The 15,936-nt window shown below is 61.6% G+C and carries 11 protein-coding genes; 6 read left to right on the top strand and 5 right to left on the bottom strand.

Annotated features, from left to right (window positions below; genetic code table 11):
• The first annotated feature begins 99 nt into the window (after window positions 1-99).
• Complete coding sequence (dnaA, locus tag ACYQ2T_RS13225; RefSeq protein WP_459901184.1) at window positions 100-1,632, top strand: chromosomal replication initiator protein DnaA; 1,533 nt, start codon at window positions 100-102, stop codon at window positions 1,630-1,632.
• Between the two features lie 852 nt (window positions 1,633-2,484).
• Here the strand turns inward: dnaA and rfaE2 are convergent.
• Window positions 2,485-2,991, bottom strand: coding sequence for a D-glycero-beta-D-manno-heptose 1-phosphate adenylyltransferase (rfaE2, locus tag ACYQ2T_RS13230; protein WP_459901185.1), 507 nt, complete (start codon window positions 2,989-2,991; stop codon window positions 2,485-2,487).
• Window positions 2,991-3,761, bottom strand: a complete 771-nt coding sequence (locus ACYQ2T_RS13235) for a YkgJ family cysteine cluster protein (protein WP_459901187.1) — start codon at window positions 3,759-3,761, stop codon at window positions 2,991-2,993. The genes rfaE2 and ACYQ2T_RS13235 overlap by 1 nt, the downstream gene beginning before the upstream one ends.
• Before the next feature lie 131 nt (window positions 3,762-3,892).
• Between ACYQ2T_RS13235 and ACYQ2T_RS13240 the strand changes: the two genes are divergently transcribed.
• From ACYQ2T_RS13240 to ACYQ2T_RS13250, 3 genes are all read left to right on the top strand, one after another.
• Entirely contained in the window at window positions 3,893-4,453 is a 561-nt protein-coding gene (locus ACYQ2T_RS13240; protein ID WP_459901189.1) for a hypothetical protein, read from the top strand.
• Window positions 4,454-4,757: 304 nt separating this feature from the next.
• Window positions 4,758-7,262, top strand: a complete 2,505-nt coding sequence (locus ACYQ2T_RS13245; protein WP_459901191.1) for a glycogen/starch/alpha-glucan phosphorylase — start codon at window positions 4,758-4,760, stop codon at window positions 7,260-7,262.
• Between the two features lie 50 nt (window positions 7,263-7,312).
• Window positions 7,313-7,921 carry a chemotaxis protein CheW gene (locus tag ACYQ2T_RS13250; RefSeq protein ID WP_404843327.1) on the top strand — a complete coding sequence of 203 codons (609 nt, stop codon included), beginning with the start codon at window positions 7,313-7,315 and terminating at the stop codon, window positions 7,919-7,921.
• 9 nt (window positions 7,922-7,930) lie between these two features.
• Here ACYQ2T_RS13250 and ACYQ2T_RS13255 read toward each other — a convergent pair whose 3' ends face one another.
• Genes ACYQ2T_RS13255 through ACYQ2T_RS13265 form a run of 3 tightly spaced genes read right to left on the bottom strand, consistent with a single transcriptional unit; the run spans window position 7,931 to window position 10,136 of the window.
• A complete protein-coding gene (locus ACYQ2T_RS13255) occupies window positions 7,931-8,902 on the bottom strand; it encodes a 4Fe-4S binding protein (RefSeq protein ID WP_459901192.1) in 972 nt (323 codons plus the stop codon).
• Complete coding sequence (locus tag ACYQ2T_RS13260; protein WP_459901193.1) at window positions 8,902-9,645, bottom strand: DUF429 domain-containing protein; 744 nt, start codon at window positions 9,643-9,645, stop codon at window positions 8,902-8,904. The genes ACYQ2T_RS13255 and ACYQ2T_RS13260 overlap by 1 nt, the downstream gene beginning before the upstream one ends.
• Complete coding sequence (locus ACYQ2T_RS13265) at window positions 9,642-10,136, bottom strand: MarR family winged helix-turn-helix transcriptional regulator (protein ID WP_459901195.1); 495 nt, start codon at window positions 10,134-10,136, stop codon at window positions 9,642-9,644. Before ACYQ2T_RS13265 ends, ACYQ2T_RS13260 begins: the two co-directional genes overlap by 4 nt.
• 152 nt (window positions 10,137-10,288) lie before the next feature.
• Here ACYQ2T_RS13265 and ACYQ2T_RS13270 point away from each other — a divergent pair, with 152 nt between their 5' ends.
• Together ACYQ2T_RS13270 and sucD are read left to right on the top strand one after the other, a co-directional pair.
• Window positions 10,289-13,282, top strand: a complete 2,994-nt coding sequence (locus tag ACYQ2T_RS13270; RefSeq protein ID WP_459901197.1) for an NAD-glutamate dehydrogenase domain-containing protein — start codon at window positions 10,289-10,291, stop codon at window positions 13,280-13,282.
• 248 nt (window positions 13,283-13,530) lie between these two features.
• A complete protein-coding gene (gene sucD / locus ACYQ2T_RS13275) occupies window positions 13,531-15,621 on the top strand; it encodes a succinate--CoA ligase subunit alpha (RefSeq protein WP_459901198.1) in 2,091 nt (696 codons plus the stop codon).
• Window positions 15,622-15,936 lie beyond the last annotated feature (315 nt).

Here is a 15,936-nt window from a genome sequence, read left to right on the forward strand (position 1 = left end):
GAAGAGGCAGTACGTGGGGAGAACATGCGTTGTCACTCAAGTGCAACGCGATAGTATCACTCGTTGCCGTTTTCTCGAAACCTGACTAGGACACAGTTCATGTCTGAAGCTTGGGCTCAAATAACTGATATACTCGCTAAAACGACCGGACCCGGCACGTTCAAGGTATGGATTAAACCCCTTGAAGCCGAGGTCTCCGATCGTGTTCTGACGTTGCTGGCGCCCAACAGCTTCGTGGCCTCCTGGATTGGGGACAGGCTGACCGACGTCATCGCAGACGCCGCCACTCAGGTCCTCGGGAGACGACCCAAAGTGGACATCAAAGTGCGCCAGAGGGACCGCCGCAAGAATCGCGACATCGTCGAGCACAGCGGAGTGCGCCCCGTCATGACGTCCCGAGGCGCGCCCTCCGAAGCCGCCGCCACCACCGTGGCCGCCGCCGTGTCCGCCGCCCAGTCGCAGCCGGAGCCAAAGCACGCACAGCCCCAGCAGCCGCAGCAGCATGCAGAACCGCAGCAGGCCCCGCAGAGGACCCCGCGCAAGGCGCCCGCTCGCCCCGTGCAGATTGGCCTGCCCAATCTCACACCGGCCGCGCCCAAACCCGTCAGTTTCAGCAACTGGCGCTTTCAGTTCAATGATTTTATCGTCGGCCCCTGTAATCAGCTGGCCTTTGCCGCCGCCAGCGGCATCTGCCGCGACCAGCTGGCCACGCATCAGCTGTTCCTGAACTCCGGCCCCGGCCTCGGCAAGACGCATCTGCTTCACGCCATCGGCTCGCAGGTCGCCGGACACTCCAACCGCGACAACGTGCGCATTGGCTACGCCACCGCCGAAGAGTTCACCAGACAGCTCATCCTTGCCATCAAGGCCAAGGAAGTCGAACGCTTTAAGAACCAGTACCGCGACAGCCTCGACGTCCTTCTGCTCGAAGACGTCCACTTTCTGCAGGGCCGTCAGGTGGCGCAGGATGAAATGCTCGCCACCCTCAATGCCCTCGAAAACCGCGGCTGTAAGGTCGTCATGTCCAGCTCCTTCCTCCCCCGTGAGCTGAAGGACGTGGACTCCCAGCTGGCCTCGCGTATGTGCGCCGGGTTCCTCGCAACCATCGACGCACCCGACTTCGACACCCGTCGCCGTATTCTCGACTCCAAAGCCCGCCTGCATCAGGTCGTGCTCCCCGGAGACGTGTCCGAATACCTCGCAGATAACCTCCGCGACGACGTGCGCCAGATCGAAAGCTGTATTCAGAACCTCGTGCTCAAAGCCCGGCTCCTCGGTGAACACATCACCATGGACCTCGCCGCCGAAGTGCTGCAGAACTACACGGTCACCAACGACTCCCGTTCCATCGGGCTTCAGAAGATCGTCAAGTACATCTGCTCCAGCTTCGACCTCACCAACGAGCAGCTCGCCTCCAAGAGCCGTAAGCGGAATATCGTCATGGCACGAAACACCGCCTTCTTCCTCGCAAGGAAGTACACCGACCTCGGTCTGAAGCAGATTGGCAGCCAGTTCAACCGCCGCCACTCCACCGTCCTCAAGGGCATCACCAACGTGGAACGCGAAATCTCCCTCCAGACCCCCCTCGGACGGCAGCTCGACACCGTGGTGGAACGCATTAAGTCGTTCTAAACACCACCCCCGTCCAACAACGCCACCCAAAAGGCCCGCTCATCGTAGCGGGCCTTTTTTTGGACATGCACTGTGGCGTTGGCGTAGGGCGGACAGGAGAAGAAGAGCGAAGAGAAGAGTTGCTCCGCAGGTTTAAGGGCCGTGGGCCCTTAAAAATCCCATGTGCGCACAGGCCGGGTGCTCTTGGCTGGGGCTGTCATCACCCCTGTATGGCTCCCGTCCGTGTGGATGGGGAGATTTTTGGGGGGCGTTGGTGGTGTGGGATGGGCGGTGAGAATCCCTGTTGTGGGGAAGATGGGGGACGTGGGGCTGATAGGTGGTGAGGTGTGGGGAGAGAGGGCGAAGAGAAGAGTTGCTCCGCAGGTTTAAGGGCCGTGGGCCCTTAAAAATCCCATTTGCGCACAGGCCGGGTGCTCTTGGCTGGGGCTGTCGTCACCCCTGTGTGGCTCCCGTCCGTGTGGATGGGGAGATTTTTGGGGGGCGTTGGCGGTGTGGAATGGGCGGTGAGGATCCCTGTTGAATGGGCTGACCCGCGTGCTTCTGCGAATTCTCCCTTTCTCCCAATACAAGCCCTTTTGTCCCGTAGCGCCAACCGGCTCGACCTCTTATCCATTGAACTCACCCATATTATTTGAACGGCTTCCGTTCAAAAAATCCTGGGGATTCTCAAGGGTATCATACCCTTGAGCAGCGCTGCTATCTTTATCTCTAAGGCCCTTCGTCCTTTCAGGCCGAACGACCTAAGAGCTAAAGCCGCCGGAGGCACTCTTCCTCTTCGCCTCTTCCTCTCTCCACGTCAAAAAAAGGCCGAAGCATTTCGCTTCGGCCTTTTTAGAATCGTTGTGGCGCCCTTTAGGCTTCGTCGGTGCAGGTGGTGAGGACTTTTTTGATGAGTCCTGTGGTTGAGAAGCCGGGTTTGAGGGGCAGGGAGAGGACGGTGCCGCCTGTAGCTTCGACGATATCGCGTCCGACGATGTTTTCCACGCTCCAGTCGCCGCCTTTGATGAGGATATTGGGTTGCACGTCCTGAATGAGGGTGTAGGGCGTATCCTCTGTGAAGGGCACGACGTAGTCCACGCATTCGAGTGAGGCGAGGACGAAGAGGCGGTCTTGGAGGGCGTTGAGGGGGCGCGTTGGTCCTTTGAGGCGCTGAATGGATTCGTCGGCATTGACGCCTACGACGAGAATATCGCCGTGTGCGCGTGCGCGAGCCAGCAGGTCGGCATGCCCGGCGTGCAGAATATCGAAGCAGCCGTTGGTGAAGACGATGCTTGCGGTATCGTGCAGGGGACGCAGGGCGTCCTGCACGCTGTCGCGGGCGAGAATTTTGCTGGAGACGGGGGTAACGGCGCGAATCATTAGCGGAGCACCTTCAGGGAGTCGTTTTCACCGAAGAGGACGAGTTCCAGCCAGTCTATGGCGAAGTGGAGTCGTGCTTCCTCGTCGGAGAGGATGGTCTGTTTGCGTTCGTCGTCCATGTCGAGGCGATCGAGGAGGCCGGTATCGGTGATGAAGCGCAGGAAGTTGTCCTGCTGATAGAGGGCGAGGGCGACCATATTGCTTTGCCCGGCCTGAATGGGCTCGGCTTTGTCCTTTTGGCGGGCGAGGAGCTTCATGTAGCGGTCGTTGTTCTCGTTGTAGGTGACGAGCCCTTGGTCGCTGAGCCATTCGCCGGAGACCCAGTTTTGTTCTTCCTGAAAGCCTTTGCAATGCGGCTCGCGAACGATGAAGAAGCGTTCGGAGATGGAGCCGTCGTCGCCGATGCGGGTCGCCCGTCCGAGGGGATAGGTGCGGCACGCGCCGGGGCGGTCCGGGTAGATGGAACAGCCTTCGGGGCGCACGAAGGGACAGCTCTTGCGGGAGTCGTCACACATACGCAGGCGGAAGAGGGGGAAGCCGGTGTCGGCGGCCATGGTAAAGACGGTGTAGTCCTGAATGAATTCCTGACTGCTGAGGCCGAGGGCGGTGCGCAGACGCAGAACGTCGTAGGGGGTGAGCATCAGGTTCAGGTCGCTGCAACAGGCGTTGAAGCAGGGGACGCCGGGATGGCAGGCAAAGGAGAACCGTTGCCCTTTTTTGAGTTCCGGAAGACTTTCGAGAAATTGCTGAGTTGCATCAAGATCGGACATTGCATTCTCCAGTTTGGCTGTTGCATGGGGGAATCCCACGCTGTGACGGCGATGTCAAGCAAGGTGCGGGGTTGCTCTTCGGCGGGCACTTGGCTAGCCTGCGGCAAACCTGAAAATACGGAGATAGACATATGTGGAATCGACTTGCGCGGTTGAGCGCGCTTGTGACTGTTGCGGCGATGCTTCTGCTTGCGGGATGCGCGGGCAGTGGTCCGGTGCGCCTTGGGTACGATGCAGACCGCTGGAGCCCGAAATGCGAGGGCGTTGTGGGCCTGCATGGCTTTGAGGACGCGCGTCCCACGTCCGCCTTTGTGCTGAAGGATGGCAAGGCGCTGGAAACCGACAAGGACGTGGCCCAGTGGGTGACGCAGGCGCTGTGCGACGAGCTTGAGGCGCGCAGCTTTACGGTGACGCAGGACGCCCCGGACTCGCCCTTTGCGCCGGAGGTGAACATTGGCGGCGAGGTGCTGCGCGCGGTGCTGGACGTGGACGGCGTGCACCATACGATGCAGATGACGCTCCACGTGGTGGTCCAGCGCGGCAAGGAAGTCGTCCTTGATAAAACCTACGCTGGCCAGTGGGACCGTCAGGACCTGCCGACGCGGGGGACCATTGAGGAGATGGCGTCGTCCGCGCTGGTGGATATGCTGTCCTCGGTGATGGCCGACATCCACGAGACCCTGCACGGGTAAGCGCCTCTGCACAGAGCTTGTGGCCTTTTTGAGCGCCGCCGGAGAAATCCGGCGGCGCTTTTGTGTGGGCGAAGGGCGGTGGAGCGCGGCGGAGAGAAAAGCAGATGGCTGGAGGGGTTGCGCAAGACGGGGCGGGCGGAACAGAGGCGGATGCTGTGGTTGGGGCCATGGTGGTGGGGCGGTGTATTCGACGCGGGGAAGGGTGGAAAACGCGGCGGAGGGGTTGCAGAAGTTCGCATGGCGGTGCACAAAGGAGAGTGGGAACCTGTTCGAGAAACAACCGTAGACCGCCAGTGGAGGCACTATGAGCTTGAAGCAGCCACAGGACCAGCCGGGGCACAAGCAGGCGTCCGAGAAGGACGTGTTTGACCTGCGGGAGGCCGTGCGCCGCTATATCGTCTGCTATACTGGAGCCGATGCGGACCGCGCCAATTCGCGCGATGTGTATAAGGGGATGGCCTTCGCACTGCGCGAGCGCCTTGCCGGGCAGTGGATTGCCACACAGCGGGCCTATTATGAAAGCGACGCCAAGCGTGTGTACTATTTGTCGCTGGAATTTCTGGTGGGCCGGTCGCTGAAGAATACGATTCTGTGCTTGGGGCTGGAGGACGAGGCCAAGGCTGTGGCCGATGATTACGGCTTGAGCATGGACGAATTGGAGGAAATGGAATGGGACGCCGGGCTGGGCAACGGCGGCCTTGGGCGGCTGGCCTCGTGCTTTATGGACTCGCTGGCGACCAAGGGCTACGCGGCGTACGGGTACGGCATCCGCTACGAATTTGGCATCTTTTGGCAGCTGATTGAAAACGGACGGCAAGTGGAGCGCCCGGACAACTGGATGCGCTTTGGCAGCCCGTGGATATTCGAGCGGGAAGAGTTCTTGTACCCGGTGCAGTTTGGCGGCTACGTGCGCGTGCTGACAGACGAGCAAGGGCACGAGCAACGCGTGTGGGTGGGCGCAGAGCATGTGCTGGCCGTGGCGTGCGATATGCTGGTTCCGGGGTACAAGAACGGTGTGGTCATCAATATGCGCTTGTGGGCGGCCAAGGCCAGCCGCGAGTTTGGCTTGGAGGACTTTCAGGCGGGCGACTATATTGGTTCTGTGCAGGACAAGGCCGTCAGCGAAAATATCTCCAAGGTGCTCTACCCCGACGACTCGCGCGTTGAGGGACAGGTGCTGCGGCTGAAGCAGCAGTATTTCTTTGTGGCCGCGACGATTAAAGACATCGTGCGGCGCTCGCGCAAGCAGGAGGGCGGCATTGCGGCCATGCCGCACCGGGTGGCCGTCCAGCTGAACGACACCCACCCCGCCATTGCCATCCCAGAGATGATGCGCGTGCTGGTGGATGAGGAAGGGTTGGACTGGGACGAAGCGTGGCGTGTGTGCGTGAGTACGTTCTCATACACCAACCACACCTTGCTGCCCGAGGCCTTAGAGCACTGGCCCGTGGAGACGCTGGAGCGCGTACTGCCCCGGCATATGGAAATCATCTACGAGATTAACGCGCGTTTCCTTGAAACCGTGCGTATCCAATACCCGGGCGATGACGATATGCTGGAGCGGATGTCGCTCATTGACGAACAGCATGGCCGCCGGGTGCGGATGGCGCACTTGGCCCTCGTGGGCAGCCACAAGGTCAACGGCGTCAGCGCCTTGCATACGGACCTGTTGCGCACGCGCGTGTTTAAGGACTTTTACCGGTTGTTCCCAAGGCGTTTTGTAAACATGACCAACGGCGTGACGCCGCGCCGGTGGGTGCGGCAGGCCAACCCGGATATGTCGGCGCTGATTACCGAGGCCATTGGTCCGGACTGGGTCACCAACCTTGGGAAGTTGGTGAAACTCAAACCCCTCGCCGAGGACGCGGAATTCCGCCGCCGCTGGTACGAGGTGAAACAGCGGAACAAGGAGCGCCTGTCGCGCTATATGCTGCCGCGCGCACGGGTGCTGGCGCCGCCGGAATTTTTGTTTGATGTGCACGTGAAGCGCATCCACGAATACAAGCGCCAACTGCTCAACGTGCTGCACGTCATTACGCTGTACAACACGCTGAAAAATACGCCGCCGAACGTGTGCCCGCTGGGATGCGTGCCGCGTATGGTCATCTTTGGTGGCAAGGCGGCTCCGGCGTACACCATGGCCAAGCTGACCATCCGCCTTATTCATGCGGTGGGAGCGGTGGTGAATAGCGACCCGGACACCAATTCCCTGCTGCGGGTAGGGTTTGTGCCGAACTACTGCGTTTCCAACGCGGAGAAGATTATTCCGGCCACGGATTTGTCCGAGCAGATATCCACTGCCGGGACCGAGGCATCGGGCACGGGCAATATGAAGTTCGCCCTCAATGGCGCGCTGACCATCGGCACCATGGACGGCGCAACCGTGGAGATGGCGCAGGAGATTGGCGAGGACTTGTTCTTCATATTCGGCATGCATACGCCGGAGGTCGCCGCGCTGGTGGAAAAAGGGTATACTCCCAGACGATACTATGAAGAGGATTCTCAGTTGCGCGAGGCCGTGAACATGATTCGCGACGGCTTCTTCTCCCCGCGCGAGAAGGACATCTTCCGGCCCATTACGGATTCATGGCTGGAGAATGGCGACAAGTACATGGTGATGGCGGACTACCGCTCCTATATCGACGCGCAAACCCGTGTGGCGGAGCTGTACATGGACCGGGAGGAGTGGACCCGGCGGTCCATCCTCAACGCGGCGGGCATGGGGCACTTTTCCAGCGATAGAACCATCCGCCAGTATGCAGAGGAAATTTGGCAAGCCCAGCCCGTGCAAAATGGCAAGCGGCGTTAACGGTTGCGACGAACCGTGACTTGGCGGCGGCAGCCGCCGGAGGGGGTTGTATGGCACAGCAGCAGGAACAGGGGGCTTCGGGCCAGTACCTGAGCTTTGTCTTGGCCGGGGAACTGTACGCCTTGGATATTTCCAAGGTGCGAGAGGTGCTGGAAGTGCAGGAGGTGACGCGCATTCCGCGGACGCCGGACTTCTTGAGCGGGGTCATTAACCTGCGCGGCAACGCGGTGCCGGTGGTGGATATGCGCCTGAAGTTTGGCATGTCCGCCACGGAATACACCGTGAATACCTGCATCATCATTATGGAAGTGCGCCTTGACGGGGACGAGCTTATCCTTGGCGCGCTGGCGGACTCCGTGCGCGAGGTCATTGAGCTGACGCCGGATGAAATCAAGGCGCCGCCGCGCATGGGGACGACCATAGACACCAATTTCATCAGCGGCATGTCCAAGCAGGATGAGCAGTTCATCATGCTGCTGGATATCGACACGGTGTTCTCCGCCGAGGAGTTGCAGGCGGTGCGCCTTGCCGACGCCACAGGCCCCATGGAGGCCGCGGCCGAGGCAACGCAAAAAGAAGAGACCCGGCCACTGGAAGCTCCGGCAGCCGAGTCTGAATCCGCAGGTGAGGGCGCTCAGGCGCAGACGCCCCAATCGTGACGCGCCGCCCTAATGCACGGGCGGCGCACTGTGGCGCGAGGCGTCGTGAAGCAACTGCTCAATCTTGAGCGGTTCTGGCTTGTCCTGCGCCTTGTGCAGGCTGAGGGCGTCCTTGGGGCATTTGCTGACGCAGACGCCGCAGCCCATGCACTTTTCGGCGTCCACATGGGCGGCCTTGTCCGCCACGGACAGAGCACTGAACTGGCAATAGTCGGTGCACAGCCCACATCCCACGCACGCCGCCGTGTCCACGGCGGCGAGAAATCCTGACGAACACAACATCTGAACGCCGTTGCGCTGGGCCTGCATGGCTCCGCAGCAGCAGCTGCAGCAGTTGCAGATGGCGTAATAGCGCTCCAGCATGGCTTCCTTAAAGAACACATGATGGACGTGCCCGCGCTCATCCTCGGCCCTGAGGATCTCCACGGCTTCGTCGGGCGTTATCCAGCGCGATTTGCTGGGGTGGTGCTCTGCGATAAAGCTGGCAAAGGGCTCGCCCACGATGAGGCACACATCAATGGGCGTGCACGGGTTCTCGCGCAGCTCGCGGCAGGGGCAATCAAGGGCGATGATGTGGTCCGGGTTGCGCAGAACGATGTCGCGCGCTTTGTTGTAGGGAATGACGTGCTCAAGGTCGCGGATTTCAATGTCGCGCCCCACCTGCACCAGCTTGACGGCATCATCCAGCGGCACGGCCTTGCCGTGGTAGGAGTCCGCCCACGAAAAGCGCGCGGACATGCCGGTGCCTTCCTCGGGGTGCAGGGGGTAGAGCTTGTCCATAAGCCAGACAAGCGGGCGCGCCAGTTTTGTCAGCGGGTGCTGGCCCGTGCCCACGCCTATGTAAAAATAGCACCACCGGCCATAGATGTAGCCGTGGAGTTTCTCCAGCCACGTATAGCCGGGGATGGTGTCGGCCTCCCGCAGGTAGGCGATGGTGGAGCGCCGTACCGGGAGCTTTTCAAGGAGTTCGGTAAAGGTCATCAGAACCAGATCTCCATTCGCAGGCCGCGTGCGTCGCGCGGGACGCTTTGAGAAGGGAGCCTGCGCGATTGAGGTGAAGAGATGTCTGCCTCCGTCGCCAGATAGGCGGCTGTGGACAGGCAGACGAGTGCGTCGAGTATGTCGTCGACCGTCGCGCTGCGAAAGGCGCCTGAAAGCGCGATGTCGTGAAATCCGGTAATGTGGCGGCTGAGCAGGGCCATGCGCTGCAAAACGCCGGGAGCCGCGTGTTTGGACGGCAGCACCTGCCCCGCAAGGCGCGCAAAGGCAAGCTCCGGGTGACACTCCACAATGCGGTCCTGCAGGGCGGGCTGGGCGCAGAGTGCTTCGTCGGCTTCAATGAGCTTGGGGACAATGCCCCAGACGGGAAGCCCCGCGCCAACGCCGCGGTGCTCGCGGTGCAGGGTCTGAAAGACCTTGGGGCTGCCTCCATGGCCGTAGACGGCCTCGCGCGGCGGGGCGAGAAAAACGCGGGAACCGGCCTTTACGTCCGGGCCGGAGCGGGCCGCAAGTTCCTTGCGCGCCAGCTCGTCGCACTGGCGGACGTCCCCGCGTGAGGGCAGGCCAAGGGGCATATCCACGGCCACGGCGTCGCAGTCCGCAGTGAGTGTGACCACCTCCGCAAAGGTTGCGGCAAGGTGCATGCTGGGTGCAGAGGGGCAGGGCCAGTCATCGGCGATGGCCACCACCCAGCCGTCCCGCGTGCCGTCCACGCCTGCAATCATGCTATGGCCTGACGCATGCGGGTGAGCAGCGTGGTCATGATGTCGCGGCGCGAAACGGGCAGGGCTTCGCCGATGGAGTCCATGAGTTCGTAGAGGTTTGGCAAGACGTCCATAAGGAATTGGTGCCCCGCCTGCGTTAGCTGCACGGTGAGCTTGCGGCGGTCGCCGGCGAATTTTTGGCGCATGACGTGGCCTTCGCGCTCCAGCCCATCCAGCAGGCCGGTCATGGTGGCGCGGGTGACTCCGGCACCGGAGGCCAGCTCCGATGGCGTCATGCCGCCATGTGGGGCATCAAAAAGCAGGGCGAGGACGGTGAAGCGCCCTTCGGAAATGGCACCCTTGAAAAAGCGGTCCTCAAGGCAGCGGGCCATGGCCGAGGCGGTTTCCATAAGTTCCACCACCGCCTGCACGGCGGCGGTATCCCGGCCGGGCAGCATGGCGAACAGCGACATCAGTGCGTCGAATTTTGTGGTTGCGTCGTAGTCGGACATGACAACTCCATCACGTGATTAGGATTGGCTATAATGTAAGGAGCCTAATGGTTTCCGTCAACAGCGCAGAGGTTGTTATTCCTGCTTTGATGTGAGAATACAATGAATGAATCCGGTCCCTTCCAATACCGCAAGACTCTGGAGGATGAGACGTGACTGACGCTTCTTCTGTTTCCGGTGTTACAGGTGGAGAGACGGGCGATATCGCGCAATTGGTAACACAGGGCCTCACGGAGCGCGCCCGGTCCATTGTGCCGTGGTTTCAGCAGAATATGCCGCACTACTACTTCCGCACGCACGACACGGCGGAGCAGATTCGGCACATTCAAGGCCTCATATCGGCGGATATCACCACCGATCGCCACGCCCTCGCCCTCAAGAGTCCCTGCGGGACGAAGGTGACGTACATCTCTCCGGGCGGCGAGCCCGCCAAGCTCATGGCCGCGCTGGATGAGCTGTCCGAGGAGACCATCCTCAACGCCCGCATGTATGCCAGCAAGGACGACCTGCTGCGGCTGGATACCTTCATCATGTCCCCCCAACAGACCGTGGACCGTCACGGCGCGGCCTTTGCCGCCGCCATGAATGAACTGCGCAAAGCAGGCCTGCTGCCGGAGGACGAGATTCCCGCCTTTGAGGACTTCCTTGCGACGGCCACGGGCGACTGCGTGGACAAATTTGAAGTGGACCGCGCCGTGCGGCACTTTCAGGTCTACAAGGATGTCAGCGATGGCGACAGGGTGCTGGTCTACCGCGAGGACGAAGTCTACTCCGGTGAAACGCGCATCATGGTTGCCATGACTTCACCGCCCAAACGCGGCATCATTCAGGAAATGGTGCGCCTTATGGTGCGCTGCGGCTGCAAAGTGGAGCGCGCCTACGGCGATATTTACGATACGCCGGTGGAGCCGTTTGGCATTTTCAGCTTTTATCTCACCGCGTGCGACAGCGCCCCCCTACACCACAAGGCCTCGTGGGAGGCGCTGGAAAGCCAGCTGAGCCGCGTAAAGTGGTACGCGGGCGGGCACGAATTGGAGTGGTTTGCAGACCAGCGCGGGTGGAGCATTTCGCAGGTGATGTTCCTGCACGCGGCAACGGAATTTGCGCACCAGTTTCTGCTGGGCAAGGACCTGTACGCCTACACCGCGCACAACATTATCCACAGCGTGCTGGCGCATCCCGATGCCGCCCAGCAGTTGCTGGACTGCTTCGAGGCCCGCTTCAATCCCGACGATACGGAACGCCTCGCCCACTGCGACGCACGCCTGACGGACCTGCACGCCTATCTGTCCGGCGTTTCGGACGAAGTGGTGCAGGACACCTTCCGGGTGATGGAACTCTTCATCACCTATACCCTGCGCACCAACTATTATCTGCCCAACCGGTTCGCGCTGTCCTTCCGCATGGACCCGGACATCCTCGATCATCTGCCGCCCCTGCGCGGTGTGGCGGAGAGCGATGACAAGCCCTACGGGTTCTTTTTCTTCCACGGCGCGCATTTTCAGGGCTTCCATGTCCGCTACCGCGAAATGGCGCGTGGCGGCGTGCGTGTGGTCACCACCCGCAGTCAGGAAAATTTCGAGCTGGAATCCAACCGCCTGTTTGCCGAAGTCACGGCCCTTGCGCGCTCGCAGCAGCACAAGAACAAGGACATCCCCGAGGGCGGATCAAAGGCTGTTTTGCTCCTTGGGCCGCGCGGCGACATTGACCTTGCGGTGAAGGCCGCGGTGGACGCCATGCTCGACATCATCGTCATGCCAGAGGACCCAGGCGAAGGCTCCTTCACCCTGCCCGGCGTGGTGGACTACTTGAGGCGCGGGGAGATTATCTACCTTGGCCCGGACGAGCACATCTCGCCCTCGCACATCGAGTGGATAGTCGCGCGCGCCCGCAAGCGCGGATTCCGCTGGCCAGCGGCGTTCATGAGCTCCAAGCCCTCGTCGGGCATCAACCACAAGGAATACGGCGTCACCTCTATTGGCGTCATCGTCTTTGCGGAGGAGATGCTGGGCGTTCTTGGCATTGACCCGCACCGCGACAGCTTCCGCGTGAAGTTTACAGGCGGCCCGCGCGGCGACGTGGCGGGCAACGCCATGCTGCTGCTGATGGACCAGTACGGCGAAAATGCCTGCATTGTGGGGGTAACGGACGGGCACGGCGCGGCCTTTGACCCCACAGGTCTGGACCACGGCGAACTTCGGCGGCTTATTGCCGAGAACCGGGGCATCCGCGAGTTCGACCCAGCTAAGCTGAAGGGCGGCAAGGCCGCCGTGGCCGGGACGGATACGCCCGAGGGCGTCCGCATGCGCGACAGCCTGCACAACACCGCCGAGGCAGATATATTCATCCCCTCCGGCGGCCGGCCGGATACCATCAACGACGCCAACTGGAACGAGTTCCTGCTGCCGGACGGGCGCCCCTCGGCCAAGGCCATCGTCGAGGGCGCGAACATCTTCCTCTCGCCCGGAGCGCGGGCGCATTTGCAGGACCATGGGGTGCTCATCATGCACGGGGCCAGCGCCAACAAGACCGGCGTTATCTGCTCGTCCTACGAGATTCTGGCCGGGCTGACCCTCAGCGAAGAGGAGTTCCTCGCCATCAAGGAAGAATACGTGCAGCAGGTGCTGGACATTCTGCGGCTGCGTGCCCGCAGCGAGGCGCGCATGATGCTGCGGGAGTACAAGCGCTGCGGCGCCTGCAAGCCCCTTACCGCGCTGACTATGGAGCTCTCCAAGGAAATCAACACCATTGCCGACCAGCTTGCCGCGGGCTTGCGCATGGGGCGCACCATTCACGCCGACCCGGAACTGCGCAAGCTGGTGCTGGAGTATTGCCCCGCCGTGCTTTCGCAGAAGTACGCGGACCGCATCTTCTCGCGCATACCCGAGGGGCATTTGCAGGCCATGGTGGCGGCGTATGCGGCATCGCGTATCGTCTACGCCGAGGGGCTGGGCTGGTTGCCGCGCATCAGCGAGATTCGCGACGTGGGCGAGGCCGTGCAGATTTATCTGCAGCAGGAGCGCCGGATGTATGAGCACATTCAGCATCTGGACCACGCCGCAGTGCAGGACCGCGAGGAACTTCGCGACATCGTCGCGCAGGCCGGGTGCCGCTACATGACGGAGCGGATGCTTGGACTGCACTAACGGGCGCTGCGCGTCAAAAACGGCCCGCATCAGCGGGATTCGGTGCGCCACACCGCATGCACCGCGAGTGATGCGGCCACCGGTATGAAAAAGAATGCACCGGAGGGTGGAATGGGCGTATTGTCTGTTCCCTCTCCGGTGCGTTATGTGTTACATGGCGTAATCATTGGTAGAAATCCCGCCGCATGGCGTGCCCGGCGCGGCCCGGCGGCACTGGCGCCAACCATCAAGACTGCAAGGCTCGACATATGCTGCTCAACGAACATCAAAGCAAGCGACTTTTTGCCGAGGCCGGGATAGCCGTGCCCGAAGGCGTGCTGGTCTCGGAAGCGAATCTTGAACGTGTGAAGCCGGAGTGGCCACTGCCGTGGTTCTTGAAGGCGCAGGTGCTGGCGGGGGGGCGCGGCAAGGCTGGCGGCATTTTGCGCATTGACGCGCCGGATGATTTTGTCCCCTACGCCCATAAGCTCCTTAGCATGAGCATTAAGGACAAGGACGTGCCGCTGCTGCGCCTTGAGCGTGCGTGCGACTATTCGCGGGAGTTTTACTGCTCGTTCGCCATCTCGCGCGAGAGGGGGTGCCTTGTGTTTACCGTTGGGCGGCAGGGTGGCATGGATGTGGAGAATCTGGACCTGCACAATCTGCTGGTGCAGCGCGTGGGCATGTCCAGCGGCCTCAAGAATTACCACATTCGCGCGGCATTCTTTCATCTGGGGATTGAGAAGCACCATTGGCCGGGCTTTTTCGAGTTTGTGCGCAACCTCTACAAGGCTGTGACGGATTTCAGCCTGCTTCTGGCGGAGGTGAACCCCCTCGTCATGAACGACAGCGGCGAGTGGACCGCCCTCGACGGCAAGGTGGAAGTGGACGACAACATGTTGCTGCAGCACTCCGACTTGGAGCGCTTCTACACGCCCGAACACGCCTCTCGCGAGGAGAACCGCGCCCGTGAAGCCGGGTTGTCCTTTCACACACTCTCCGGGCGTGTCGGCCTGATGGTCAACGGCGCAGGCCTTGCCATGGCCACCATGGACCTGCTGAATCTGTCCGGACTGCCCGCAGCGAACTTTATGGACCTCGGCGGCGCAGCTGACCTTGACCGCGTACGCACCGCCATGAAACTCCTGTTCGAGGACGCCGCCGTCGAGACCGTTTTCATCAACATTTTCGGCGGCGTTCTCTCGTGCGAGAAAGTCGCCCTCGCCCTGACCGAAGCCCTTGACGGGCAGCCCCCGGCCAAGCCCCTTGTTGTGCGGTTGTCCGGCAACCTTGCCGACAAGGGCCGCGCCCTTCTCGCCGAGCTTGGCGAGCCGAAACTCTACATCGTGTCCGAGATGCACGACGCCATCGCCACCCTCAAGGACCTTGACGGCTCCTCCTACGAGCCGCGCTCCAGTGGCGTTGTCACCAGCAGTTTGCCCGCATTTTCTCCGCAGCCCTTCCCCGCGTCTCTTCCCTTCGAAGAGGGCATGCAGGTACTGGTGCAGGGCATTACCGGGCGCACTGCGCAGTTCCACACCCGGCTCATGCGGGAATACGGCACCAAGATTGTTGCAGGCGTGACGCCCTTCAAGGGCGGGCAGTACGCGCAGGACGTCCCCGTTTTCAACAGCGTGGAAGAAGCCATGGAGCTGAACAACATTCGCGCCAGCATCATCTTCGTCCCCGCCGCCTTTGCCCCGGACGCCATCCTTGAGGCCGCGCAGAATGGCATAGAATGGGTGGTGTGCATCACCGACGGCATCACCCAACAGGATATGCTTATGGTGCGTGAGCAGCTACGCGGCACAGGCACCAAGCTCATCGGTCCCAACACCCCCGGCGTCATCGCCCCCGGACGCACCAAAATTGGCATCATGCCCAAGCATGCGTTCTCGTCCGGTCCCGTCGCCATTCTCTCCCGCAGCGGAACCCTCACCTACGAGGCCGCAGCGCGTCTTACCGGCGCAGGCATAGGCCAATCCCTCTGTCTCGGCATCGGCGGCGACCCCTTCGTGGGCACAACCTTCAAGGATATGCTCGCCCCCCTCGCCGAAGACCCCAACACCAAAGCCGTGGTCATTCTCGGTGAAATTGGTGGCCGCGCCGAAGAAGACCTCGCCGCCTACGTCAAGGAGACCGGCTTCAGCAAGCCCATCGTCGCCTTCATCGCCGGACAGACCGCGCCCCCCGGAAAGCGCCTCGGCCACGCCGGAGCTATTCTCGAATCCGGGCGCGGCGTCGAGGAAAAACTCGGCGCCATGGTCAAAGCCGGTTTCGTCATCTGTCCCGACCTCTCCAATCTGCCGCGACTCGTCGCCGAAGCGCTGGCGCAACAAGCTGAAGTCGCGTCAGTGTAACGAGCCGGGGGGGGCAACAGGAAGCGGCGGAAGAGTGAAGAGAGTGCTCCGCAGGCCAAAGGGCCGCGGGCCCTTTGGAATCCCATTTGCGCACATGCCGGTTGCCTTTGAAATGGCCGGTCGTCACCCCTGACGGCTCTCGTCCATGTGGCTGGGAAGATTTTTTGGTGGGGCGTTGGCGCTGTGTGAAGGGCGGCGAGAATCCCTGTTCGGGCACTGGAAAAAGAGGGAAAGCATAAAGCAGAAGACCCCGCCCGCCAACCTCTATTTTCAGGAGCGGCTTCCGCTCCTGAAAATCCTAAGGATTGTTAAGGA

The organism is Desulfobaculum senezii (assembly GCF_054657395.1).

What these genes read in the sequence shown, in the direction of transcription:
- dnaA (WP_459901184.1), top strand. Translation starts at nt 100, where the DNA reads ATGTCTGAAGCTTGGGCTCAAATAACTGATATACTCGCTAAAACGACC.
- rfaE2 (WP_459901185.1), bottom strand. Translation starts at nt 2,991, where the DNA reads ATGATTCGCGCCGTTACCCCCGTCTCCAGCAAAATTCTCGCCCGCGAC.
- ACYQ2T_RS13235 (WP_459901187.1), bottom strand. Translation starts at nt 3,761, where the DNA reads ATGTCCGATCTTGATGCAACTCAGCAATTTCTCGAAAGTCTTCCGGAA.
- ACYQ2T_RS13240 (WP_459901189.1), top strand. Translation starts at nt 3,893, where the DNA reads ATGTGGAATCGACTTGCGCGGTTGAGCGCGCTTGTGACTGTTGCGGCG.
- ACYQ2T_RS13245 (WP_459901191.1), top strand. Translation starts at nt 4,758, where the DNA reads ATGAGCTTGAAGCAGCCACAGGACCAGCCGGGGCACAAGCAGGCGTCC.
- ACYQ2T_RS13250 (WP_404843327.1), top strand. Translation starts at nt 7,313, where the DNA reads ATGGCACAGCAGCAGGAACAGGGGGCTTCGGGCCAGTACCTGAGCTTT.
- ACYQ2T_RS13255 (WP_459901192.1), bottom strand. Translation starts at nt 8,902, where the DNA reads ATGACCTTTACCGAACTCCTTGAAAAGCTCCCGGTACGGCGCTCCACC.
- ACYQ2T_RS13260 (WP_459901193.1), bottom strand. Translation starts at nt 9,645, where the DNA reads ATGATTGCAGGCGTGGACGGCACGCGGGACGGCTGGGTGGTGGCCATC.
- ACYQ2T_RS13265 (WP_459901195.1), bottom strand. Translation starts at nt 10,136, where the DNA reads ATGTCCGACTACGACGCAACCACAAAATTCGACGCACTGATGTCGCTG.
- sucD (WP_459901198.1), top strand. Translation starts at nt 13,531, where the DNA reads ATGCTGCTCAACGAACATCAAAGCAAGCGACTTTTTGCCGAGGCCGGG.